This is a genomic window from Streptomyces sp. NPDC058650, assembly GCF_042717315.1.
Taxonomy (GTDB): Bacteria; Actinomycetota; Actinomycetes; order Streptomycetales; family Streptomycetaceae; genus Streptomyces.
The window spans coordinates 114518-136127 of record NZ_JBHXRL010000004.1; the positions used below are offsets into that span (position 1 = coordinate 114518).

At 73.1% G+C, this 21610-nt stretch carries 22 protein-coding genes; 10 read left to right on the forward strand and 12 right to left on the reverse strand.

Going from position 1 to position 21610, the window contains the following annotated elements; genetic code table 11:
- The first annotated feature begins 171 nt into the window (after positions 1–171).
- A complete protein-coding gene (locus ACFWWU_RS08730; protein ID WP_384141000.1) occupies positions 172–1617 on the forward strand; it encodes a M1 family metallopeptidase in 1446 nt (481 codons plus the stop codon).
- A gap of 32 nt (positions 1618–1649) precedes the next feature.
- On the opposite strand, the gene ACFWWU_RS08735 is transcribed toward ACFWWU_RS08730, so the two are convergent.
- The 3 genes from ACFWWU_RS08735 to ACFWWU_RS08745 are packed head-to-tail and all read right to left on the reverse strand — an operon-like array spanning position 1650 to position 4969.
- A complete protein-coding gene (locus ACFWWU_RS08735) occupies positions 1650–3218 on the reverse strand; it encodes a sensor histidine kinase (RefSeq protein ID WP_384141003.1) in 1569 nt (522 codons plus the stop codon).
- Between the two features lie 10 nt (positions 3219–3228).
- Positions 3229–4035 carry an ABC transporter permease gene (locus ACFWWU_RS08740; RefSeq protein ID WP_384141006.1) on the reverse strand — a complete coding sequence of 269 codons (807 nt, stop codon included), beginning with the start codon at positions 4033–4035 and terminating at the stop codon, positions 3229–3231.
- Entirely contained in the window at positions 4013–4969 is a 957-nt protein-coding gene (locus ACFWWU_RS08745) for an ABC transporter ATP-binding protein (protein ID WP_384141009.1), read from the reverse strand. The genes ACFWWU_RS08740 and ACFWWU_RS08745 overlap by 23 nt, the downstream gene beginning before the upstream one ends.
- Before the next feature lie 108 nt (positions 4970–5077).
- Here ACFWWU_RS08745 and ACFWWU_RS08750 point away from each other — a divergent pair, with 108 nt between their 5' ends.
- Positions 5078–5761, forward strand: coding sequence for a response regulator (locus tag ACFWWU_RS08750; protein WP_384141012.1), 684 nt, complete (start codon positions 5078–5080; stop codon positions 5759–5761).
- 4 nt (positions 5762–5765) lie between these two features.
- Here ACFWWU_RS08750 and ACFWWU_RS08755 read toward each other — a convergent pair whose 3' ends face one another.
- Positions 5766–6293 carry a GNAT family N-acetyltransferase gene (locus ACFWWU_RS08755; RefSeq protein ID WP_384141015.1) on the reverse strand — a complete coding sequence of 176 codons (528 nt, stop codon included), beginning with the start codon at positions 6291–6293 and terminating at the stop codon, positions 5766–5768.
- Between the two features lie 114 nt (positions 6294–6407).
- Positions 6408–6983 (reverse strand): TerD family protein, encoded by a 576-nt coding sequence (locus ACFWWU_RS08760; RefSeq protein ID WP_384141018.1) that lies wholly within the window; start codon positions 6981–6983, stop codon positions 6408–6410.
- Between the two features lie 115 nt (positions 6984–7098).
- On the opposite strand from ACFWWU_RS08760, the gene arfB reads away from it, so the two are divergent.
- Positions 7099–7539, forward strand: a complete 441-nt coding sequence (gene arfB / locus ACFWWU_RS08765; RefSeq protein ID WP_384141021.1) for an alternative ribosome rescue aminoacyl-tRNA hydrolase ArfB — start codon at positions 7099–7101, stop codon at positions 7537–7539.
- Between the two features lie 24 nt (positions 7540–7563).
- Here arfB and ACFWWU_RS08770 read toward each other — a convergent pair whose 3' ends face one another.
- Positions 7564–8130 (reverse strand): flavin reductase family protein, encoded by a 567-nt coding sequence (locus ACFWWU_RS08770; protein WP_384141024.1) that lies wholly within the window; start codon positions 8128–8130, stop codon positions 7564–7566.
- A gap of 99 nt (positions 8131–8229) precedes the next feature.
- The gene (locus tag ACFWWU_RS08775) at positions 8230–8682 is read right to left on the reverse strand and encodes an Lrp/AsnC family transcriptional regulator (RefSeq protein WP_384141027.1); all 453 of its coding nucleotides are present in this window, start codon (positions 8680–8682) and stop codon (positions 8230–8232) included.
- A gap of 119 nt (positions 8683–8801) precedes the next feature.
- On the opposite strand from ACFWWU_RS08775, the gene ACFWWU_RS08780 reads away from it, so the two are divergent.
- From ACFWWU_RS08780 to ACFWWU_RS08790, 3 genes are all read left to right on the forward strand, one after another.
- Positions 8802–9734, forward strand: a complete 933-nt coding sequence (locus ACFWWU_RS08780; protein ID WP_384141030.1) for a DMT family transporter — start codon at positions 8802–8804, stop codon at positions 9732–9734.
- Between the two features lie 252 nt (positions 9735–9986).
- Positions 9987–11753, forward strand: coding sequence for a diguanylate cyclase CdgB (gene cdgB / locus ACFWWU_RS08785; RefSeq protein ID WP_384141033.1), 1767 nt, complete (start codon positions 9987–9989; stop codon positions 11751–11753).
- Between the two features lie 108 nt (positions 11754–11861).
- Positions 11862–12824, forward strand: coding sequence for a CBM35 domain-containing protein (locus ACFWWU_RS08790; RefSeq protein ID WP_384141036.1), 963 nt, complete (start codon positions 11862–11864; stop codon positions 12822–12824).
- A gap of 43 nt (positions 12825–12867) precedes the next feature.
- Here the strand turns inward: ACFWWU_RS08790 and ACFWWU_RS08795 are convergent, their stop codons facing one another.
- From ACFWWU_RS08795 to ACFWWU_RS08805, 3 genes are all read right to left on the reverse strand, one after another.
- Positions 12868–13788 carry a 1-phosphofructokinase family hexose kinase gene (locus ACFWWU_RS08795; RefSeq protein WP_384141039.1) on the reverse strand — a complete coding sequence of 307 codons (921 nt, stop codon included), beginning with the start codon at positions 13786–13788 and terminating at the stop codon, positions 12868–12870.
- A 152-nt stretch (positions 13789–13940) separates the two neighbouring features.
- The gene (nagA, locus tag ACFWWU_RS08800; protein ID WP_384141042.1) at positions 13941–15086 is read right to left on the reverse strand and encodes an N-acetylglucosamine-6-phosphate deacetylase; all 1146 of its coding nucleotides are present in this window, start codon (positions 15084–15086) and stop codon (positions 13941–13943) included.
- Positions 15086–16045 carry an ROK family protein gene (locus ACFWWU_RS08805; RefSeq protein ID WP_384141045.1) on the reverse strand — a complete coding sequence of 320 codons (960 nt, stop codon included), beginning with the start codon at positions 16043–16045 and terminating at the stop codon, positions 15086–15088. The genes nagA and ACFWWU_RS08805 overlap by 1 nt, the downstream gene beginning before the upstream one ends.
- Before the next feature lie 265 nt (positions 16046–16310).
- Between ACFWWU_RS08805 and ACFWWU_RS08810 the strand changes: the two genes are divergently transcribed.
- The 3 genes from ACFWWU_RS08810 to otsB all read left to right on the forward strand — a co-directional run bounded on the left by ACFWWU_RS08810 (position 16311) and on the right by otsB (position 18775).
- Positions 16311–17594 (forward strand): extracellular solute-binding protein, encoded by a 1284-nt coding sequence (locus ACFWWU_RS08810; RefSeq protein WP_384141048.1) that lies wholly within the window; start codon positions 16311–16313, stop codon positions 17592–17594.
- Positions 17595–17606: 12 nt separating this feature from the next.
- A complete protein-coding gene (locus ACFWWU_RS08815) occupies positions 17607–17870 on the forward strand; it encodes a DUF3263 domain-containing protein (protein WP_384141051.1) in 264 nt (87 codons plus the stop codon).
- Positions 17871–17932: 62 nt separating this feature from the next.
- Positions 17933–18775, forward strand: coding sequence for a trehalose-phosphatase (gene otsB / locus ACFWWU_RS08820; protein WP_384141054.1), 843 nt, complete (start codon positions 17933–17935; stop codon positions 18773–18775).
- Positions 18776–18785: 10 nt separating this feature from the next.
- On the opposite strand, the gene ACFWWU_RS08825 is transcribed toward otsB, so the two are convergent.
- Positions 18786–19688: an NAD(P)-dependent oxidoreductase gene (locus ACFWWU_RS08825; protein ID WP_384141057.1), complete on the reverse strand. Its 903-nt coding sequence runs from the start codon at positions 19686–19688 to the stop codon at positions 18786–18788.
- 97 nt (positions 19689–19785) lie between these two features.
- On the opposite strand from ACFWWU_RS08825, the gene ACFWWU_RS08830 reads away from it, so the two are divergent.
- On the forward strand, positions 19786–20139 hold the full coding sequence (locus ACFWWU_RS08830; protein ID WP_384141060.1) for a winged helix-turn-helix transcriptional regulator: 354 nt from the start codon (positions 19786–19788) through the stop codon (positions 20137–20139).
- Here the strand turns inward: ACFWWU_RS08830 and ACFWWU_RS08835 are convergent.
- Positions 20136–21572: a trehalose-6-phosphate synthase gene (locus ACFWWU_RS08835; RefSeq protein ID WP_384141063.1), complete on the reverse strand. Its 1437-nt coding sequence runs from the start codon at positions 21570–21572 to the stop codon at positions 20136–20138. The genes ACFWWU_RS08830 and ACFWWU_RS08835 overlap by 4 nt on opposite strands.
- Positions 21573–21610 lie beyond the last annotated feature (38 nt).

Here is a 21610-nt window from a genome sequence, read left to right on the forward strand (position 1 = left end):
AACACCCCCCCCCCCGCCCCCGTGCCCCGCCCCCCCCCCACCCCCCCCCCCCCCCCCCCCCCCCCCCGCCCCGGCCCCCCCCCCGGGGGGGGGGCCCCCCCCCCCCCCCGCGGGCCCCCACCACCGTTTCCGTACCCCGTCGTTCGTATCCGTCCTGCTTAGGATCGGTACGTGTACGCGTACGTGACCCGGCGACGTCCCCGGCCCGCGGCCGCCGCGGCCCTCCTCGCCCTCGCGCTCCTCGCGGGCGGCTGCACGGAGGTCGCCGGCGGCGTCCGGGGCGCTCCCGGGGCCGCCGGGCTGCGCGACCCGTACTTCCCGAAGCTCGGCAACGGCGGCTACGACGTACGGCACTACGCCCTGTCCCTCGCCTACGACCCGGGCACCGGGCGCCTCGACGGCACCGCCGAGATCACCGCCCGCGCGACCCAGGACCTCAGCGCCTTCAACCTCGACCTGGCCGGTCTCACGGTGGCCCGGGCGACCGTCGACGGCGCCCGCGCCGCGTACAACAGGGCGGGCGACGAGCTGACGCTCCGCCCCCGCGAGGACATCCGAGACGGGGCGGAGTTCAAGGCCACCGTCACCTATACGGGCGTGCCGGAGCCGATCACGGACGCGGACGGCTCCGAGGAGGGCTGGCTGCGCACCGACGACGGGGCGGTCGCGGTCGGCGAACCGGAGGGCTCCATGACCTGGTTCCCCGGCAACCACCACCCGGCCGACAAGGCCGCGTACGACATCACGCTCACCGTCCCTGCCGGGCTCGAAGCGCTCTCCAACGGCGTCAGGACCGACCGGCGGACGGAGCGGGACGGCCGCGTCACCACGGTGTGGCACGCGGCCGAACCGATGGCGAGCTATCTGGCGACGGTCGCGATCGGCCGCTACGAGACGGCGACGGACACGGCCAGGGCGCCCGAGTCGACGACCGGACCCGACCCCGGTCCCGCTTCCCTCCCCGTCCTGACCGCCGCCGACCCGTCGGTCGCGGCGGGCAGCGCGGCGCTGCTGGGCGAGATCCCCGAGATCCTCGCCCGGCAGACCGAGCGCTTCGGCCCGTACCCCTTCTCGGCCGTCGGCGCGATCGTCACCGAGGACGGGACGCTCGGCTACGCCCTGGAGACCCAGACCCGGCCCGTCTTCCCCGCGGGCTCCTTCGACCGGACGACCCTCGTCCACGAGCTGGCCCACCAGTGGTTCGGGAACTCGGTGACCCCCGCCACCTGGCGGGACCTGTGGCTGAACGAGGGCTTCGCCACGTACGCCGAGTGGCTGTACGCGGAGGAGTACGAGGGCGTCCCGGCGCGGACGCACTTCGCGCGGGCCTTCGTCCAGGACGCCAACTGGGCCTTCCCGCCGGCCGCCCCGCCCTCCGCCGAGAACCTCTTCGACCCGCCCGTGTACCAGCGCGGCGCGATGGTCCTCCACAAGCTGCGCGAGACGGTCGGGGACGCCGCCTTCGACGAGATCCTGCGCGGCTGGCCCGCGAAGTACCGGCACGCCAACGCCTCCACGGACGACTTCACGGCCTACGCGGAGAGCGTGGCCGGGAAGGACCTCGACGGGCTGTGGGACGTCTGGCTGTACGGCGAGGGCAAGCCGGCCGCGCCTTAGGGCCTGTCCGGGGCCGTGTCCGGTGGGCGGCCTCACCCGGCGGGCAGCGTGTCCTTGGTGACGAGGCGGGGGCCCGACCAGCACAGGCGGTAGAGGTCGACCTCCTCCAGGAGGTTGCCGTTCGAGCGGTAGAAGGCGCAGGTGGTTCCCGGGGGCCGGGGCGCCGACCGGGCGTCGTCCGGCGGGTACGGGAAGGGCTTGGACGGCAGGAGCGGGGTCAGCTCGACGTGGGTCCGGCCGACGTGGAGCTGCTCGTACGCGGACGGCGGCAGCACTCCCGCGCTCAGCTGGTACGCGAAGTAGGCCGCCGCCGGTACGAAGACGAGCGCCGCTCCCGCCGGGATCGCGAAGGCGGTCGCGAGGCGCAGGCGGGCACTGCGCCGCACCTGGGCCAGCCGGCGCGCCGACTCTGGCGCGGTGCCGGTGCTGCCGTCGGGCCGCGGCGGGGGCGTCGCGCGGTGCGGGAGGGTCGCGCTGACCTGGAAGCCGCCTTCCTCGTACGGGCCGGTGTGCAGGGTGCCGCCGAGGACGGTGACGCGCTCGCGCAGCCCCGCGAGCCCGTGGCCGCCCGCCTGTTCGCCGGGGACCCGGCCCGGCAGCGGTCCCGCGTCGACGATCCGGACGTGGGTGCGGTCGCGGTCGGCGTCGTGGGCGATGCTCACGCGGACGGGACTGCCCGGCGCGTGCTTGGTGGCGTTGGTGAGCGCCTCCTGCACCACCCGGTACACCCCGCGCTCGATCAGCGGGGACAGCGCGGGCGCGGGGCCCTCGCGTTCCCACCGCACGGGGACGCCGGAGGCGACCGCCCGGCCGAGCAGCTCCTCGACGGTGTCGGTGGCCGGCCGGAGCGGGTCGGCCTGCGGCTTCTCGCGCAGGACCGTGACCGTCTCCCGCAGCTGGTCGACGGCGTCCGCGATCGTCGCGCGCAGCTCGGCGAGGTCCTCCCGGTCCCGCTCGGCGAGCGTTGGGGAGAGTTCCAGCGCCCCGGCGCGCAGCGCGACCAGGCTCAGGACGTGCCCGAGGGAGTCGTGCATGTCGGCGGCGATGTCGGCGCGTTCCGTCAGCCGCGCCCGCTCGGCGACGAACCGCTGCCGCTCCTCCAGGCTCCGCGCCAGCTGCCACCCGCCCCGCACGAGCTCCGTACGGCCGCGCCAGTAGCGGCCCGCGAGCCACGGCAGGAGGAGCGCGGCGGGCAGCACCGTCAGGGTGTAGAACCACCACACCGGGCCCACCCGCAGGACGGCGCAGACCGCGAGGCAGACCGCCAGGGTCGCCGCGAGCACGAGCAGCGGCGTGCGGGTCGTCGCCGTCCGCAGGCCGAGGAGGCAGCTCAGTACCGCCAGGGTCAGGACGGAGACGTGCGCGGGGCTCGTCGTGTCCGCGAGCCCCACCGCGCACGGGACGCCGGCCAGCAGGACCGCGGCCTCCGGCCGGTGCCGGGACAGGGGGAGCGCGACCGCCGCGACCACGAGCGGCAGCACCAGGCCCAGGGCGACCGAGGGTGTCGGGTCGTCCCGGAGCCACAGGACGGCGGCGCCGCAGAGCAGGGCCCACAGGACCAGGTCGGCGAGCGCGCGCCGCACGGGAGGGGCTGTCGTCATCCGTCCGACGCTACGCGTCACGCCGCCGCAGCAGGTACAGGCCGGTCAGATGGGCGGCCAGCGCCCACGCCGCCAGGACCAGGACGGCCACGCCGGGCCCGTACGGGGTGTCGGGTGCGTACGGGGTGTCGGGGGCGGTGCCTCGCATGAAGACGCCGCCCGCGCTGTGCGGCAGCCAGTCGTGGACGGCGAGCAGGGCGGGGCCGCCCAGCCCCAGGAGCACGGTCGGCAGCCCCCACAGCAGGGTGAGGAGCACGGCGAGCGCCCCGGCCGCGTGCCGCGTCGCGAAGGACACGCCGACGGTCAGGACCGCGACGAGGGCGTAGTAGCCGCCGACGGCCACGGTCTGGCGGGCGGCGGAGGCCGCGTCGAACGAGGCGTGGCCGGCGAACGGACCCCAGGCCACGGCCATGCCGGCCACCGCGCACACCGCGCCGGTGGCGAAGGAGACCACGGCGGCGAGCAGTGCCTTCGCCAGCTGGACCCGGTGCCGGACCGGCACCCACAGGAGCGAGGCGCGGACACTGGTGGTCGTGTACTCGCCGGTGACCATGAGCATGGCCAGGACGACCACGGCGAACTGGACGACGGCGGTGGAGGAGACCGATGCGTGGCCGACGGGCTGGACGGGGTGCCCGTTGAGACGGGCGATCGCGCCGTAGTAGAAGGTGAAGATCCCCGTCGTCGCCAGGGCCGCCACGAGGCAGACGTACGGCGCGCGGACCGACCACAGCTTGGTCCACTCGGCGCCGACCGCCCCGGCGAAGCCCCCGCCGGAGATGCTGTCGGACCCGTCACGGGTGATCGTGGCGCTCATCCTTCTCCCCTCCCGTCACGTACTCGACGCTCCGCGCCGTCAGTTCCATGTACGCCTGTTCCAGGGACACCTGGACATCGCTCAGTTGGTGCAGCCTGAGGCCGTGGCGGTGGGCGAGGTCGCCGACGTGGGCGGCGCTCCGGCCCCGCACCAGGACCACCCCGGCTGCCCCGGGAGCCTCCTGCGCCTCCACCGTCACACCGGTCTCCGCCGCGAGGCGGCTCACCAGGACGGCCCGCTCCTCGGCGTCGGGCACCTCGACCCGTACGGACGGCCGGGCGCCGCCCGCGAGGAACGCGGCCATCGGGGTGTCGGCGAGCAGCCGGCCCCGTCCGATGACGACGAGGTGGTCCGCGGTCAGCTGCATCTCGCTCATCAGATGGCTGGAGAGGAAGACCGTGCGGCCCTGCGCGGCCTGGCCCCGGACGAGCTGCCGCATCCAGCGCACGCCGTCCGGGTCGAGGCCGTTGACCGGTTCGTCGAGGACGAGCGTCGGCGGATCGCCGAGCAGCGCCCCCGCGACCCCGAGCCGCTGGTACATGCCGAGCGAGTACGAGCCGGTCCGGCGCCGGGCCGCCTTGGCGAGGCCCACCGTCTCCAGGACCTCGTCGACCCGGCGTACCGGAATGCCGTTGCTGCGGGCCTGCGCGACCAGATGGGAGCGGGCCGTACGGGCCGGGTGCACGGCCTTCGCGTCGAGCAGCGCGCCGACCTCGCGGAGGGGGTGCCGCAAGGCCGTGTAGGGCCTGCCGTCGATGAGCGCCGTGCCGCGCGAGGGGTGGTCGAGGCCGAGGATCATCCGCATCGTGGTGGACTTCCCGGCCCCGTTGGGACCGAGGAACCCGGTCACCCGGCCCGCCGCGACGTCCAGGGTCAGTTCGTGGACGGCGGTGGACCCGCCGTAGCGTTTCGTCAGCTCTCGGAGTGCGATCACACGGTGGACGCTAGGAGCGGCGGGCCCGGCGGCGCATGGGGCGATCGGAAGGACCTTCCTTCCTTTCGTCAGGGGTGCTCCGCCCTCCCGGAGTCGTAGGCTCGGCGGGTGGAAGAGACGACGGCGGAGAGCCGGCCGGTCCGGGTCCTCGTCGCCGACGACGAGGCGATGGTCCGGGCCGGGGTACGGGCCATCCTGGCCAGGGACGCGGGCACGGAGGTGGTCGCGGAGGCCGCCGACGGCCACGAGGCCGTCGAGCTGACCCGGCGCCACCGCCCCGACGTCGTCCTCCTCGATATCCGGATGCCCGGCCTCGACGGCCTCGCGGCGGCGGCCAGGATCCACCAGGTGCTGCCGACGGCCGGCGTGATCATGCTGACGACCTTCGGCGAGGACGCGTTCATCACGCGGGCCCTGGCGGACGGGGCCAGCGGCTTCCTGCTCAAGGCGGACGACCCCCGGGAGCTGCTCAACGGGGTACGGGCGGTGGGGGCGGGCGGCGCCTACCTGTCGCCGAGGGTGGCCGCCCGGGTCATCGAGGGCCTGCGCTCCCACCGGGTGGCGCGGCCGCCCCACCACCCCCTCGACCACCTGACGCCACGGGAGCGGGACGTCCTCGCGGGGGTCGGCGCGGGGCTCTCCAATGCGGAGATCGGGGCCCGGCTGCACCTGGTCGAAGGCACCGTGAAGGCCCACGTCAGTGCCGTGCTCGCCAAGCTCGGGGCGCGCAACAGGGTGGAGGCCGCGATCGTCGCGTACGAGTCGGGGATCGTGAGGTCCTCAGGCTCGTGAGGCCCTAAGGGGCCAGGCTCTTGCGCAGGACGACGCACGGGCGGCCGTGTGCGAGGTCCGGGCGGCGGTCGGTCTCCTCGTAGCCGAGGGAGGTCCAGAAGGCGAGCGCCTTCGGGTTGTTCTCCAGGACGGCGAGCCGCAGACCGGTGCGGCCCGCGGCGCGGAAGCGGTCCTCGACGTGCGCGGCGAGCCGGCGGCCGTGGCCGGTGCGCCGCTCGTCCGCGTGGACCATGAGCAGGCCGAGCCACGGGTCCGGTTCGGCCGGGTCGGGGTGGCGGCCGAGGGTCACGGCGACGGCGACGAGCCGGCCTTCGGAGCGGGCGAGGAGGACCTCGGCGGTCGGCTGCGCGAGGTCGTCGGCGAGCGCCGCCGCGACCTGCTCGGGCCGGATGTCGGACGGGTCCGGGAAGTCGCCGCTGAGCTGCTGGAACTCCTCGTTCGACGCGTAGAGCGCGGTGAGTTCGGTGAGCAGCGGGCCGGGGAGGGCGGCGCCGTCCTCCAGGGCCTTGGGGGCGAGGGCTTCGACGATCACGCGGCCAGCGTAGACACCCAAGGAGCCCCGGCGCGGGGAAATCGCGCCGGGGCTCCGGGTGGTCCGACGCTGACGTCGGCTACGCCTCCGTCAGCGTCTACGTCTACGGCTACGTCAGAGGTTGACGCCGAAGTCGCGGGCGATGCCCTCGAGGCCCGAGGCGTAGCCCTGGCCGACCGCGCGGAACTTCCACTCGGCGCCGTTGCGGTAGAGCTCGCCGAAGACCATGGCGGTCTCGACGGCGGCGTCCTCGGAGAGGTCGTAGCGGGCGAGCTCGGCGCCGCCGGCCTGGTTGACGATGCGGATGTAGGCGTTCCGCACCTGGCCGAAGTTCTGCGAGCGGTTGACCGCGTCGTAGATGGAGACCGGGAAGACGATCTTGTCGACGTTCGCCGGGAGACCCGCGAGGTTGACGTTGATCTGCTCGTCGTCGCCGCCGCCCTCGCCGGTGCGGTTGTCACCGGTGTGGACGATGGTCTGGTCCGGCGTCGCCTTGTTGTTGAAGAAGACGAAGTGGGCGTCGGAGGCGACCTTGCCGGCGGCGTCCACACCGATCGCGGACGCGTCGAGGTCGAAGTCGGTACCGGTGGTGGTGCGGACGTCCCAGCCGAGGCCCACGGTGACGGCGGTGAGGCCCGGGGCCTCCTTGGTCAGAGAGACGTTGCCGCCCTTGGACAGGCTCACAGCCATGGAAAGTCCCTTTCATCGTGGTGTCGTCGCCTGGAGGAACGCACACGGGCCCCCAGCGGTTCCCGGCGGCTTCCCGGCGAAAACAGGATGACTCCAACGGCCCACTGCGGGGAACATGGAAGGCATGTCCGGTCCCTATCCCATCCGCGGCTCCGTCTCGCTCCCCGAGGCCGAGCTCCAGTGGCGTTTCTCGCGGTCGTCGGGGCCGGGCGGGCAGCACGTGAACACCAGCGACTCGCAGGTGGAGCTCCGCTTCGACCTCGCGGCCACCACGGCGTTCCCCGACGTGTGGAAGGCCCGCGCCCTGGAGCGTCTCGCCTCCCGCCTGGTCAACGGCGTCGTGACGGTCCGCGCCTCGGAGCACCGCTCCCAGTGGCGTAACCGCGAGACGGCCGCGGTCCGTCTCGCCGCCCTCCTCGCCGAGGCGACGGCCCCGCCGCCGAAGCCCCGCAGAGCGACGAAGATCCCGCGCGGCATCAACGAACGGCGGCTGCGTGAGAAGAAGCAGCGCTCGGAGACCAAGCGCACCCGGCAGTCCCGCGGCGACTGGGGCTGAGCACGGCTGAGCACCCCGCCCGCTTCAGCTCAGGTGCCGGTACTTCCCCTGGAAGTACGTGAGCGGGCCGCTGCCGTCAGCCGAGGGCAGGCCGACCGTCACGACCCGGCCGACGACCAGGGTGTGGTCCCCGGCCACGACACGGCTCTCCGTGCGGCACTCCAGGACCGAGAGCGCCCCGCCGAGCAGCGGCGCGCCGCTTTCCGCGCCCCGCGTGTACGGAAGGTCGGCGAAGAGGAGCCGGTCGCTGACCCGGTTCTTCATCGCGAAGCGCCCGGCGATCTGCCGCTGTCCCTCCGAGAGGATCGACACCGCCCAGACCGGGACCTCGGCGAGCAGGTCGTCCATGCGGGAGCCGTTGCGGAGGCTGACCAGGACCAGGGGCGGGTCGAGGGAGACCGACATGAAGGCGGTGGCCGTCATGCCGACGTCCTCGCCGCGCGGCCCCTCGTCGGGGGCGTGCGCCGTCACCAGGACCACGCCCGCGGCGAGGCGGGACATCGCCGCCCGGAACTCGTCGTTGCTCACCCCCTCAGCATGAGGGATGGCCGGATCGGACACGGGGGGCGGGGCGGGCGTCTTCTGCAGCACACCCGCACGCTAGTCCGGGCCGGTCGGGGGCCGCATCGGGCCCGGGGACCAGTTCGCCACCCCCGGGGGTCCTAGGACCCCCGTCCGGAACCCGAGCTCTCACGTCGGTCCGATGACCTTCTTGCGCGTGTGGCCGTAGACCACCGACGTCCGTACGTCGGCGAGCTCCGGGCGCTTCGTCAGCTTGTCCAGGACCACCGCGTGCAGATGGTCGGTGTCGCGGACCGCGACGTGCACCAGGAAGTCGTCGTGCCCGGTGAGCACGAAGAGCGAGATCACCTCCGGCATCCCCTCCAGGAAGGCCTGGAACGACTCGATCACCGCACGCGTCGGCGGGCGGACCCGTACGGCGATCACGGCCTGGAGCCCGCGGCCGATCGCCGCGAGGTCGGCCTCGGCGTGAAACCCGGTCAGAATGCCGCGCTCGCGCAGCGACCGGATCCGCTCCAGACAGGTGGACGGGGCGATGCCGAGCGCCTGGGCCATGTCCCGGTTGGTGCGCCGACCGTCTTCCTGGAGCATCCGCACCAACGCCGAATCTAGTTCGTCCACGATCGCCTCTCTCAGTCGAATTCCGAAGGTAATTCGGAGTCTAAGCGGGACTTTCGACAGTCGATTACTGTCCGCCTCGATTGGCTGATGTTTGTTCGGGGAGAAGGGTGTGGGCTCGGATGGGTGGACGAGGGGCCGGCGTGGGGGCGGTGTGTGCCGTGGTGGCGGCCGCGCTGTTCTGGAGCAGTTCGTACGCGGTGACCAAACGGCTCCTTGAGGACGTCGGCCCGCTCAGCATCGGCGCGATCAGGTTCGCCCTGGCCGCCGTGCTCCTGGGCGTGGCGGTACGCCTGAGCCGGCACCGCGCGGCCCGGTCCGACGCGGAGCCGGACGCCCGGCCGGACGCCCGGCAGCGGCGGCAGCTCCACCTGAGCGGCTTCCTCGGCATCACCGTCTACTTCGTCCTGGAGAACGTCGGCGTCGATCTGTCCACGGCGTCCGACGCGTCCCTGATCGTGGCCACGTACCCGCTGATGACGATGCTCCTGGAACGGGTCGTCCTCCGCGCCCGGATGCCGCCGCTGCGGATCGCGGGCGTCCTGCTGGCCGCCGTCGGCGCCTTCCTCGTCGTACGCAACGGCGCCCAGGTCGGCGGCGGCGCACGGTGGACGGGCGACGTCCTCCTGCTGCTCGGCGGGCTGGCCTGGGCCGGGTACAACGTGCTCGGCAAGCGCGCGAGCGCCGGGCAGAGCGCCCTGAGCGTCACGTACCACCAGACCCTCGCGGGCGCGGCCGGATTCCTCCTCGCCTCCCTCCTCGAGGCCGGCGACTGGCGGATGCCGGACGCGACCGCCTCGGCGCTGCTCCTCTACCTGGCCGTGGCGTGCTCGGTCGGCGGGTTCCTGCTCTACAACCACGGCCTGCGGAGGATGGCGTCGAGCGTCGCCGTGAACATCCTCAACCTGGTCCCGGTCTTCGGCGTCCTCTCCGCCGTCCTGATCAACGGCGAGTCGATCCGGCCGGCCCAGGCGGCGGGCGGCGTCATCATCGTCGCCGGGGTGGCGCTGGGCATGGTCGAGCGGGAGCGGAAGGCCTCCGCGCGGGCTTCCTGACAGGGCCTCGGCGGCCCCTCCGGTGGCACGTGTCCGGTGGCACGTGTCTTCCGGAGGCCCACCAGGTCAGGACCGCCCCAGGGAGTTGTGTGCGACCCGCCATGACCTGCTGTGACTTGAGTCACAGCGGCCAGTATTTGCTGACCCTGTGTACCGGGTGCGCAGCTCGCTGTGATTCAGTGGCAGGGACAGTGCAGCACGAAGCCGATGAGAACCCTGGAGTTGCTGTCGAGGTCTCGGGGAGAGCGAGCGATGGAGACCGAGTCGGAGCCGTACGTCCGTCTCTCGACCCTGCGGCAGCTGCATCAGGTCGTGGCGGACCTCAACACAGCCCGCAGCCTTGCGGACACCCTGCAGACCGTCGCCGACGGTGTCGTCGCCGGCCTCAACTACGAGCTGGCCTGCGTCAACCTCGTACGCCCCGACGGTGACCTCGTCGTCGCCGCCTTCGCCGGAAGCTCCGCCGCCGAGGCCCTGATCACCGGCCGGGTCGGCTCCCGCGCCTCCTGGGACCGCCGCCTCTCCATGGGCTCCGCCTGGGGCGAGCTCCGCTTCATCCCGCACACCGAGGGCTGGGTCCTCATGGAGGACGACGTCCCCCAGTGGCACACCGACGGCCCCGCGCCCCGCTTCGAGGACGAGTGGCACCCCCACGACCGCCTCTACGCCCCCATGTACGCCTCCGGCTCCGGCCGTGAACTGCTCGGCGTCATATCCGTCGACCGCCCGCGCAACGGCCGGCACCCCGGCCCCTGGGGCCAGGAGGCGCTCCAGATGTACGCCTCGCAGTCGGCGATCGCGATCAGCAACGCCCGCCTCCGCTCCAACATGCAGCGGGCCCTGGTCCGCCTCGAAAGGGAGCAGCAGGCCCTCCGCGCCAGCGAGGAGTCCTTCCGGCAGGCCTTCGAGTACGCCCCCTCCGGCATGGCCATCGCCGAGATGGGCGGCGACCAGCACGGCCGGCTGCTCCGTACCAACGACGCCCTGTGCCGGCTCCTCGGCAGGCCCGCCTCCGTCATGCGGCGCTACTCGTTCGCCGACCTCGTCCACCCCGAGGACATAGGGACGCTGCTCCGGACCTCCGCCGAGGGCGGCCGCGCCGAGCTGCGCCTCGGGCGGCGCGACGGCACCTACGTCTGGGTGTCCCTGCGGAACTCGGTCGTCGCCGACACCGCCGACGGCCCCCGCTTCCTCCTCACCCACGTCGAGGACATCGAGGAGCGCAAGCGCCACGAGCTCCAGCTCGCCCACCGCGCCTCGCACGACGCCCTCACCGGCCTCCCCAACAGCGCCGAACTGCGCTCCCGGCTCTCCGCCCGCCTCTGTGAGCGCCCGGCGCAGGCCGCGGGGTACGCCGGCTTCGAGAGCGCGGGCTACGAGGGCGGCGGGCACGACGGCGGCTACGACTCGGCCAGGGACGGAGGCTACGGCACGGGCCCCGGCGCCGGCACCAACCCCGGCTACGCATCCGGCTCCGGCCACGAGACCGGCCACGAATCCGGCTACGAGTCGCCGTACGAGCACGAGCACGGCTTCGGATTCGAGCCGGCGAACGGCGCCGGACCGTACGACCACCACGTCCACACCGTCGCCCCGTCCACGGGTGAGGTCGACGACGGCACGAAGGGGCTCGCCGTCCTCTTCTGCGACCTCGACGGCTTCAAGTCGATCAACGACCGCTTCGGGCACCACACCGGCGACGCCGTCCTCATCGAGGTCGCCCGCCGGCTCACCACGGGCGTCCGCGACGGGGACACCGTCGCCCGGCTCGGCGGCGACGAGTTCGTCGTCCTCGCCGACGGCCTCGGCGCGGCCGACGCCGCCGACCTGGCCGTACGCCTCCGGAACGCGATCATTCCGCCGATCCGGGTGGACGGCCGGGCGGTCCGTGTCGGGGCGAGTTTCGGCATCGGCTGGGCCGAGTGCGGGATGACCGTCGAAGAGGTCCTCAACTCCGCCGACCAGCGGATGTACATCGAGAAGCGCTCCCGCGCCAAGGTCCACCGCCGGGCCGGCTGAGCCCACCGCGATCCGTCCGCCTGTCAAGCCCCGCCCCGGGTGCTGGTCCGTTCGGGGTAGGCTCGGCCGGTCGGCGACGGCTGGCGAGCATGGATAGGAGTGACCCGGATGGCTGCCGGTAACCACGGCGCGAGCAAGCCCGAGGACGACGATCCGTTCGGCTACCTGTACGAGGACGGTCAGGCGGCGGGCGCCCAGGCGCCGCAGGGCGGTGGCTACGGCTACCCCGGCCCCGGACCCGCTCAGCCCGGCGTGCCCCGGACCTCGTACAACCAGGTCAGGACGGTCGGCGAGCGCCAGTACGGCCAGCCGCAGCAGCAGCCCTACGTACCGCAGCAGCAGCAGGCCCCCTACGGCCAGCCGCACGCGCAGTACGCCGCTCCCGAGACCTACGGCGGCCCGCCGACCCGCCAGGCCCCACCGCAGCACCCGCGCGGCGGCTCCGGCGGCGGCCCCAACTCCAGGGGGCTGCTGATCGGCGCGGTCGCGGTCGTCGCGGTCGTCGTCGTCGGCATCGCCGCCGCCGTGATCACGAACAACGGTGACAAGGACGACAAGGACGGCCAGGCCGGTGGCGGTACGCCGTCGACCGCGCCCTCCCAGGTCTCCGAGGAGCCCAGCACCGAACCGAGCACGGAGCCGACCCCGGTCGAGCTGCCGAAGCAGGACGCGGCGACGCTGAAGCTGGGCGGCACCGCCGGCACGGAGAAGACCGTCACGGGCGCCGAGGGCGTCGACGGCACCTACGTCTCGGGCTTCAACGCGGTCGGCGCCTCGGTGACGTGGAAGGCGAACATGCCCACGGAGGGCGCGTACCGCCTGACCGTGCGCTACGCGATCCCCGCGGTCGACGCCAACGCCACCCTGACGGTCAACGGCAAGGCGAACTCCTCGCCCCTCGGCCTGAAGAACTTCATCCACTCCTCGGACCCGAACCTGGAGAAGAACTGGCAGACCACCTGGGCGCCGGTCACCCTCCAGAAGGGCGACAACGAGATCAAGATCTCGTGTGAGACGGGCAACCAGTGCAACGTGCTGCTCGACTGGCTGGAAGTCACCCCGGGCGGGTAAGTCCGCGGGATTCCGACCCCCGACCCCCTGCCCCTTCCGAGGATCAGGGGGTCTCCTGCGTCACCTGCACGCCGCGCAGCAGCTCCTCGTAGGCCGCCGCGTCGTACTCCCCGGCCACCGGGGAGAGGACCGTCGCCGCCGAGAGGGCGACCGCACGGGTGAGGCGCTCGGGCCAGGGGGCGTCGTCCACCAGGCCCGAGAGGAGGCCCGCGACGGCCGAGTCGCCCGCGCCGGTGGGGTTTCCCTTGACGGCGGCGGGCGGTGCCGCGCGCCACAGTCCTTCGGAGGTGGCGGCGAGCAGTCCCTCCGGGCCGAGGGAGGAGACCACCGCGTGGGCGCCCCGGCGGCGTGCGTCGCGGGTGGCCCGGTGGGGTTCGCGGGAGCCGGTGAGCTGGGCGAGCTCGTCGGCGTTCGGCTTGACCAGGTCGGGGCGGGCGGCGATGCCCCGGCGCAGGGGTTCCCCGCTGGTGTCGAGGAGTACGGGGACGGCGGCGGCGCGGGCGAGGCGGATCAGTTCCGCGTACGCGCCGACGTGGATGCCCGGCGGGAGGCTGCCGCAGAGGGCCACCGCCCGGGCCCCGTCGAGGAGTTCGGTGAAGCGGTCGCGGAAGCCGGCCCATTCGCCGGCGGTGACGGTGGGGCCGGGTTCGTTGAGCTGGGTCGTGTCGCCGGTCGTGGTGTCGACGACGGCGACGGTGCGGCGGGTGGGACCCGCGGTCTCCACGAGCTCGTCGCGGACCGGGGTCGCGACGAGGAGGTCCCGCAGCACGGCGCCGGTGGCGCCGCCCGCGAAGCCGGTGACGACGGTCTCGTGGCCGAGGGCGGCGAGCACGCGGGCCACGTTGAGGCCCTTGCCGCCGGGGCGTTCGATGACCTGGGTGACCCGGTGGGTGGCGTGCGGGGTGAGGGCGGGGACCCGGTAGGTCAGGTCCAGCGCCGTGTTGAGGGTGACCGTCAGAATCACCTGTGCACCCCCGTACTCCGTGTTCCGTGTGAAGTCCTGTGGAACGCGTGTTCCGACGGGCACCGATCATGCCAAAGGAACGGCGGTTGGCCCAGACCTCCGGCCGACCGCCCTTCCTTTTGACGCCGTATGACCGCTGATCAGGCCCTTGATCAGACCGCCGTCGGGTCGACGATCCAGGCGCCCTTGCGCATGACGCCCTTGAGGTTGAACTCCGCGTCGAGGACGACGAGGTCGGCGTCCTTGCCGGGCTCCAGGGAGCCGACCCGGTCGTAGACGCCGAGGAGGCGGGCCGGGTTGGCGGAGATGGCCTGGACGACCGACTCGACGGGGAGGCCGTCGATGGTGGCGGCGCGCTTGAAGGCGCGGTCCAGGGTGAGGGTCGAGCCGGCGATGGAGCCGCCCTCGACGAGGCGGGCGACGCCGTCCTTGACCTCGACGGCCATCGGGCCGAGGGAGTAGGTCCCGTCGCCGAAGCCCGCCGCGTCCATCGCGTCGGTGATGAAGGCGACCCGCTCGGCGCCCGCGTGGTGGAAGGCGAGCTCCAGGGAGGCGGGGTGGAGGTGCGTGCCGTCGTTGATGAGCTCGACGGTGATCCGCTCGTCCTCCAGGAGCGCGGCGATCGGGCCGGGCGTGCGGTGGCCGAGGGCGGGCATCGCGTTGTAGAGGTGCGTGGCGACGGTGGCGCCCGCGTCGATGGCGGCGACGGTCTGCTCGTACGTGGCGTCGGTGTGGCCGATCGCGGCGATCACGCCGTGCTCGGCGAGGAGGCGTACGGAGTCGATGCCGCCGGGCAGCTCGGTGGCGAGGGTGACCATCTTGGCCTGGCCGCGGCCGGCGTCGATCAGCTTGCGGACCTCGGCCGGGTCGGGGTCGCGGAGCAGCGTCTCGTCGTGGGCGCCCTTGCGGCAGGGGGAGATGAACGGGCCCTCGAAGTGGAGGCCGGCGATCTCGCCCTGCTCGGCGAGCTCGGAGAGCAGGCCGGCCCGCTGGGTGAGGAAGTCCATGTCGCCGGTGACGAAGGAGGCGACGACGGTGGTGGTGCCGTGCAGGCGGTGGGTGTGGACGCCGGTGAGGACGTCGTCGACGGTGCCGGAGGTGAAGGACGCGCCGCCGCCGCCGTGGTTGTGCATGTCGACGAAGCCGGGGACGACCCAGTGCCCGGTGAGGTCGACGGTCGGGGCGCCCTCGGGGGCGCTGCCGGTGATGCGCTCGCCGTCGACGATCACGCGTCCGTTCTCGACGATTCCGGTGGGCAGCACGACGTGTGCGCCGGCGAGAACCTTGTGATCGGCCATCAGGCGGAAACCTCCGAGTCGGTGGGGCGCTGGGGGTGCTGGTCGGCGAGCAGATCCCAGGCGAGGAGGCCCGCACCCAGGCAACCGGCGGTGTCCCCGAGGGCCGCCGGGACGATGGCGGGCAGCTTCTGGAACGTGACTCGCTCCTCCACCGCGGCCCGAAGTGGTGTGAACAAGGTTTCCCCCGCCTCGGCGAGACCGCCACCGATGATCAGTGTGCGGGGGTCCAGCAGGGTGAGCGCGGTGACGAGGCCGTCGGCGAGGGCGTCGACAGCGTCCTGCCAGACCCGTACGGCGGTGGCGTCGCCGGACTCGACGGCCTTGGCGCAGTCGGCGGCGTCGGCCTCCGGGTCGCCGGAGGCGGCGGCCCAGGCCTGCGAGACGGCGGAGGCGGAGGCGTACCGCTCCAGGCAGCCGCGCTGGCCGCAGGTGCAGTCGGTGCCGCCGGGGCGGACGACGATGTGGCCGATCTCGCCGGCGTAGCCGTGGGCGCCGGCCTCGATGCGGTCGCCGATGCCGATGGCGCCGGCGATGCCGGTGCCGAGGGGTACGAAGAGGAAGCGGTCGGCGCCGTTGCCGGCGCCGATGCGTCCTTCGGCGAGGCCGCCGGTGCGGACGTCGTGGCCGAGGGCGACGGGGATGCCGTCGAGGCGTTGGCTGAGGAGTTCGCGCATGGGAACGTCGCGCCAGCCGAGGTTGGACGCGTAGACGGCGATGCCGTTCTCGGCGTCGACGATGCCGGGGACGGCGACTCCCGCGGCCGCGGCGGGCTCGCCGTACCGCTCCTGGCCGAGCGCGCGGAGGTCCTCGGCGAACCCGAGGATCGTCTCGACCACGGCCTCGGGGCCGCGGTCGCGCCCGGTGGCGCGGCGGGCCTCGTGGAGCAGGGTGCCGTCCGCCCCTACTAGGGCGGCCTTCATGCCGGTGCCGCCCACATCCAGGGCGATGACGTGTCTCACGGGGGACAGTTTGGCGCGCGAGGACCCAAAAGGTCTAGTCCACTGCCGAGGATTGTTGCGCACGGATACAAATTCGGGACCCGTCATGGGTCCATGGTCCCGGCTGTGTTGCGGAAGTGATACCCAGGTGGTGTAGACCTCATGCCCGGCCGCGGGAGAGACTTGCTGCCCTGCGTAGAGCAAACGCGCAGCTCACAGCAGTGCGAAAACCCCGTGCGACAACCGTGCACATACAGCTCAACGCAGCTCAACGACGAGCAAAAAGGTGGATGAAGCCGTGGAGCGGCGACGATTCCTTGGACTGACCGCGGCCGCCGCCGCCCTCGGACTGACCGCGACGGTCGCCGGATGCGGCGTCCTGGGTGGCGAATCCGGCGACGTGACCCTCAGACTGGTCGCCGCCGACTACGACCTGACCGGCGGGGACACGACCAAGAAGTACTGGGCCGACCTCGTCGCCGCCTTCGAGGCGAAGCACCCCGGCGTGAAGGTCGAGGTCCAGATCGAGTCCTGGGACGACGTCGACCGCAAGGTCGCCGAGATGGTCAAGGCCGACGAGGCCCCCGACGTCGCGCAGATCGGCGCCTACGCCGACTACGCGGCCGCCGGTGAGCTCTACGCCGCCGACGAGGTCCTCTCCATCCCCGTCCAGGCCAACTTCCTCGCGCCGCTCGTCGCCGCCGGAGAGACCAAGCGCACCCAGTACGGGCTGCCGTTCGTCGCCTCCACCCGGCCGCTCTTCTACAACAAGGCCCTCTTCGAGGAGGCCGGCGCCGAGGCCCCCACCACCTGGGACGAGCTGGCCGCCGCGGCCGAGAAGCTCAAGGACAAGGGCGTCCAGACCCCCTTCGCGCTGCCGCTCGGCCCCGAGGAGGCCCAGGCCGAGGCCCTGATGTGGCTCCTCAGCGGCGGCGGTGGCTGGACCGACGCCACCGACCACTACGCCGTCGACTCCGAGGCGAACGTCCGCACCTTCGACTGGCTGAAGAAGAACCTGGTCGGCAAGGGCCTCACCGGGCCCGTCGCCCCCGGCAAGCTCAACCGCAAGGCCGCCTTCGCCGCCTTCGCGAGCGGCGAGGTCGGCATGCTCAACGGCCACCCCTCGCTGGTCAAGGAGGCCGCGAAGAAGGGCGTCGAGGTCGGCCAGGTGCCGCTGCCCGGCATCGACGGCAAGCCCAAGAGCTCCATGGGCGTCGCCGACTGGATCATGGGCTTCAAGCAGAACGGTCACCGCAAGGAGATCGGCGACTTCCTGAACTTCGTCTTCACCGACGAGAACGTCCTGAAGTTCGCCGGGGACAACGACCTGCTGCCGGTCACCGTCAGCGCCTCCGCCCGCATGGAGACCGACCCCGAGTACGCCAACCTGCGCGAGTTCCTCAAGGGGCTCCCGGACTCCCAGCTCCCGCCCGTCGGCAAGACCTCGTGGGCCACGGTCAGCGAGAACGTCAAGCAGAACATCGGCAAGGCCGTCACCCCCGCCGGCCGGCCCGCCGAGGTCCTCGGCACGATAGGCCGGGCGGCCACGGCGGCGGAGAACGCCGAGTAATAAGTTGGTCGTATGACCGAAGAGCAGGGGACGACGGACGGCGACAGCGGGAATGGGCTCGGTGAGCGCGAGCGGGCCCTTCTCGCCGTCGAACGCCGCTCCTGGCCAGGGCCCGGCGCCAAGGAGCGGGCCGTCCGCGAAGGCCTCGGCCTCTCCCCGACCCGCTACTACCAGCTGCTCAACGCCCTCCTGGACGACCCGCGCGCCCTCGCCCACGACCCGGTCACGGTCAACCGGCTGCGCCGGGTGAGGGCCGAGAAGCAAGAGCGGCGGTAGCGGGAGCGGGCGTGACCCCGGCCACGCTGACGCGACCGCCTCGCGTCGGTAGGGTCGTGAGCATGGTCAGCAGCCTTCCGCACCCGACCACCCCGACCGGCCGCGACGGTCTGGCCGCGCTCCTCGCGCGTCCCGCGAAAGCCGTCGTCGCCCTCGATTTCGACGGCACGCTCGCCGAGATCGTCCCCGACCCCGAACAGGCCCGCGCCCACCCCGGTGCCGTGGCCGCCCTCGCCGCCCTCGCGCCCGAGGTCGCCTCCGTCGCCGTCGTGACCGGCCGTCCCGCCGGGGTCGCCGTCCGCTACGGCGGCTTCGCCGGAGTCCCCGGCCTCGAACACCTCGTCGTCCTCGGCCACTACGGCGCCGAACGCTGGGACGCCGTCACCGGCACCGTCAAGGCCGCCGCCCCGCACCCGGGCGTCGCCTCCGTCCGCGCCGAACTCCCCGGCTTCCTCGACCGGGCCGGCGCCTGGCCGGGCGTCTGGATCGAGGAGAAGGGCCGGGCGGTCGCCGTCCACACCCGCCGCGCCCTCGACCCGGAGGGCGCCTTCGAGGCCCTCAAGGGCCCCCTCGGCGACCTCGCCACCCACCACGGCCTGGTCCTGGAACCCGGCCGCATGGTCCTGGAGCTGCGGCCCCCGGGCATGGACAAGGGCGTGGCGCTCGCCGAGTACGCACGGGAGACGGGCGCCGGGTCCGTGCTCTACGCGGGCGACGACCTGGGCGACCTGCCCGCCTTCGCCGCCGTCGAGAAACTCCGCTCCGACGGCATCCCCGGCCTCCTGGTCTGCAGCGGCTCCACCGAGGTCCCGGAACTCGCCGCCCGCGCGGACCTCTCGGTGGCGGGCCCGCCGGGGGTGGTGGAGTTCCTGACCGCGCTCGCGGAGGCGGTACGGGGCGGGTGACCGGGGCCCGTCACTCCCCTCGTACGAGCAGGTCGACCACGCCCGTGAGGTCCTCCTCGCCGCTGCCCAGGGCCAGACGGCGGCGCATCAGCTCGAAGAACGGGCTGATCAGCTCCGGGCTCACGCCCTGCTCCTCGGCCGTGGTGAGGAAGGTCGGCACGCCGGCCACCTGCATGGCCAGGTTGGAGACCACGTCCTCGGTGAGGGCGCCGCTCGCCAGCTGCTTGCCGGTCTGCGTGATCGACGGACCGGCCATCGCCTTGATCCAGTCCACGAGCAGCGGAGCGAACGCGACCGGGTCGATGTCCTCCTTCCGGATCAGGGCGAAGGCGTGCGTGACCCCCGCGATCATCCCGTACATCGCGCTGAGCAGGGCCACGTCGTGCAGGGCCGCGTGGCCCGCGTCCTCGCCGACGTACGTGGTGCCCACGGGCACGGCCAGGGTCTCCTGATGCTGCGCGAACAGCTCCTTCGAGCCGCTGTAGAAGATGTACCCGCCGGCCTCCGGGACGCCGATCATCGGCGGTACGGCCATGATCCCGCCGTCCAGGTATCGGGCCCCGCGCTCGCGGGCCCATTCGGCGCGGGCGCGGGCCTGGGCCGGGGTCGTGGTGGTGAGGTTGACGAGGTCCTTCCCCGTCAGGTCGGCGTCGGCGAGGGTCGCGCCGACCGAGGCGTCGTCCAGGAGGCAGACGACGACCAGGGTGCTCGCGGCGACCGCCTCGGCGGCGCTGTCGGCCGTCTTCGCGCCGTCGTCGGCGAGTCCGGCCGCGCGGCCGGGGGTGCGGTTCCAGACGGTGAGCGGGTGCCCCGCGGTGAGCCAGGTACGGGCCAGGGCGGTGCCCATCGCACCGAGACCGAGCAGGGTGACGGGGGTCTTCTCTTCGGTCTTCTCTCGCGTGTTCGCTGTCATGACCACAAGGCTGGTCCAGAGTCCTGACCTGCTCAAGTACCCACTTGGAAGTGGGTGGTTACCCTGAGGTGAGCGAGCAGGTCAGGAGGGTGCACACATGGCGACGCTGAACCGGCCCGGGGCCGACGACGGGCACGTCTGCGGGATCGACACCTCGATGGAGGTGATCGGCGGCAAGTGGAAGGTGCTCATCCTGTGGGCGCTCCACCAGCACCCGAGGAGCCGCTTCGGCGAACTGCGACGGCTGATCCCGGGCATCACCGAGAAGGTCCTCGCCTCCCACCTGCGGGAGATGGAGGCCGACGGGATCGTGGACCGCGTCTCGTACGACGAGGTCCCGCCCCGCGTCGAGTACGGCCTGACGAAGGACGGGATGCGCCTCAACGACGCCCTGGAGCCGCTCGCGGCCTGGGGACGCGAGCGGCTGGAGCGGAAGGCGGACACTCGCTAGCCGCGCAGCGCCTCCAGTTGCTTCAGGAACCACTGCTGCGGGGGCAGGGCCGTCGCCGCCGTGGCGAGGCGTTCGGAGCGGGCGGCGCGTTCGGCTGCCGGCATCGAGAGGGCGGTGTGGAGGGCCTCGGCGGTCTCCGACACGTCGAAGGGGTTGACGGTGAGCGCGTCCTCGCGCAGTTCCTCGTACGCCCCCGCCTCCCGGGAGAGGACCAGCGCGCAGCCGGCGTCCGAGACGACCGGTATCTCCTTCGCGACCAGGTTCATGCCGTCGCGCACCGGGTTCACCAGGGCCACGTCCGCGAGTCGGTAGGCGGCCAGGGAGCGGGTGAAGTCGTCCCGTACCGAGACGAGGACCGGCTGCCAGTCGGCCGTGCCGAACTCGGTGTTGATCTCCGAGGCGAGCGTTCCCACGGCGGTCGTGTACGCGCGGTAGACCTCCAGGTCCTGCCGCGAGGGGTACGCCGAGGCCAGGTGGACCACCCGGTCGCGCCACTCGGGGTGGGTGGTGAGGAGCTCGCGGTAGGCGAGGAGGCCGCGGAGGATGTTCTTCGACAGTTCGGTGCGGTCGACGCGGACGATGGCCTTCCGGTCGCCGACCTCCTCCCGGAGCCGGGCCAGCCGCTCGTCCACCTCGGGGCGGTGCGCGAGCGCCCGCAGCTCGTCGGCGTCCACGCCCAGCGGGTACGCCCGGACCCGGGCGGTGCCCTTCCCGGAGCCGGAGCGCATGTACTCCACCCCGCGCCAGGCGTCCCCGGCCGGCCACAGGGGCCGGGCCGATCCGGCCGCGCTGTCCAGGTGCGCGCCGCTCATGAACGCCGACGCCCATACCCAGGTGTGGAAGCCCAGCTCGTCCGCGCCGAGCATCCCCCACACCAGCTCCTCGCGGATGTCGTCCGGGAGCATCCGCAGGTACTCCGGGGAGGCCCACGGGGTGTGCGTGAAGTGACCGATCCGCAGGTCGGGGCGGAGGTCGCGGAGCATTCCCGGGACCAGGGCCAGGTGGTAGTCCTGGACGAGGACCGCCGCGCCTTCCTCGGCCTCGGCGGCCAGGGCCTCCGCGAAGGCGCGGTTGTAGCTCCGGTACGCCTCCCACCGGCGCCGGAACTCCGCGTCGAAGACGGGCTCGCGCGGGATGTCGTACAGGTGGTGGTGGAGGAACCACAGCACCGAGTTCGCGATGCCGTTGTACGCGTCGGCGTGCACGTCGGGGTCGATGTCCAGCATCCGCACGCCCGGCTCGCCGACCCCGCGCCGTACGGCCTCCCGGTCGCCCTCGCCGAGCGCCGCGCACACCCACAGGCTGTCCTGGGACGTGATGGCGCTCAGGCCCGAGACCAGGCCGCCGCCGCCTCTGCGGGCGTCGAGCGAACCGTCCTCGCCGCGCACGTACGAGACGGGTCCTCGGTTGGATGCCACGAGCACAGTAGCCATGTGGCGAACCTAGCCCGTCCCGTAAACGCTCAAACGTA

Bases quoted from the DNA above. Each gene is read 5' to 3' on its own strand.
- ACFWWU_RS08825 (WP_384141057.1), bottom strand. From the start codon at position 19,688: ATGACAGCGAACACGCGAGAGAAGACCGAAGAGAAGACCCCCGTCACC.
- otsB (WP_384141054.1), top strand. From the start codon at position 17,933: ATGGTCAGCAGCCTTCCGCACCCGACCACCCCGACCGGCCGCGACGGT.
- ACFWWU_RS08735 (WP_384141003.1), bottom strand. From the start codon at position 3,218: ATGACGACAGCCCCTCCCGTGCGGCGCGCGCTCGCCGACCTGGTCCTG.
- arfB (WP_384141021.1), top strand. From the start codon at position 7,099: ATGGAAGGCATGTCCGGTCCCTATCCCATCCGCGGCTCCGTCTCGCTC.
- ACFWWU_RS08835 (WP_384141063.1), bottom strand. From the start codon at position 21,572: ATGGCTACTGTGCTCGTGGCATCCAACCGAGGACCCGTCTCGTACGTG.
- ACFWWU_RS08815 (WP_384141051.1), top strand. From the start codon at position 17,607: ATGACCGAAGAGCAGGGGACGACGGACGGCGACAGCGGGAATGGGCTC.
- nagA (WP_384141042.1), bottom strand. From the start codon at position 15,086: ATGGCCGATCACAAGGTTCTCGCCGGCGCACACGTCGTGCTGCCCACC.
- ACFWWU_RS08760 (WP_384141018.1), bottom strand. From the start codon at position 6,983: ATGGCTGTGAGCCTGTCCAAGGGCGGCAACGTCTCTCTGACCAAGGAG.
- cdgB (WP_384141033.1), top strand. From the start codon at position 9,987: ATGGAGACCGAGTCGGAGCCGTACGTCCGTCTCTCGACCCTGCGGCAG.
- ACFWWU_RS08780 (WP_384141030.1), top strand. From the start codon at position 8,802: ATGGGTGGACGAGGGGCCGGCGTGGGGGCGGTGTGTGCCGTGGTGGCG.
- ACFWWU_RS08740 (WP_384141006.1), bottom strand. From the start codon at position 4,035: ATGAGCGCCACGATCACCCGTGACGGGTCCGACAGCATCTCCGGCGGG.
- ACFWWU_RS08830 (WP_384141060.1), top strand. From the start codon at position 19,786: ATGGCGACGCTGAACCGGCCCGGGGCCGACGACGGGCACGTCTGCGGG.
- ACFWWU_RS08790 (WP_384141036.1), top strand. From the start codon at position 11,862: ATGGCTGCCGGTAACCACGGCGCGAGCAAGCCCGAGGACGACGATCCG.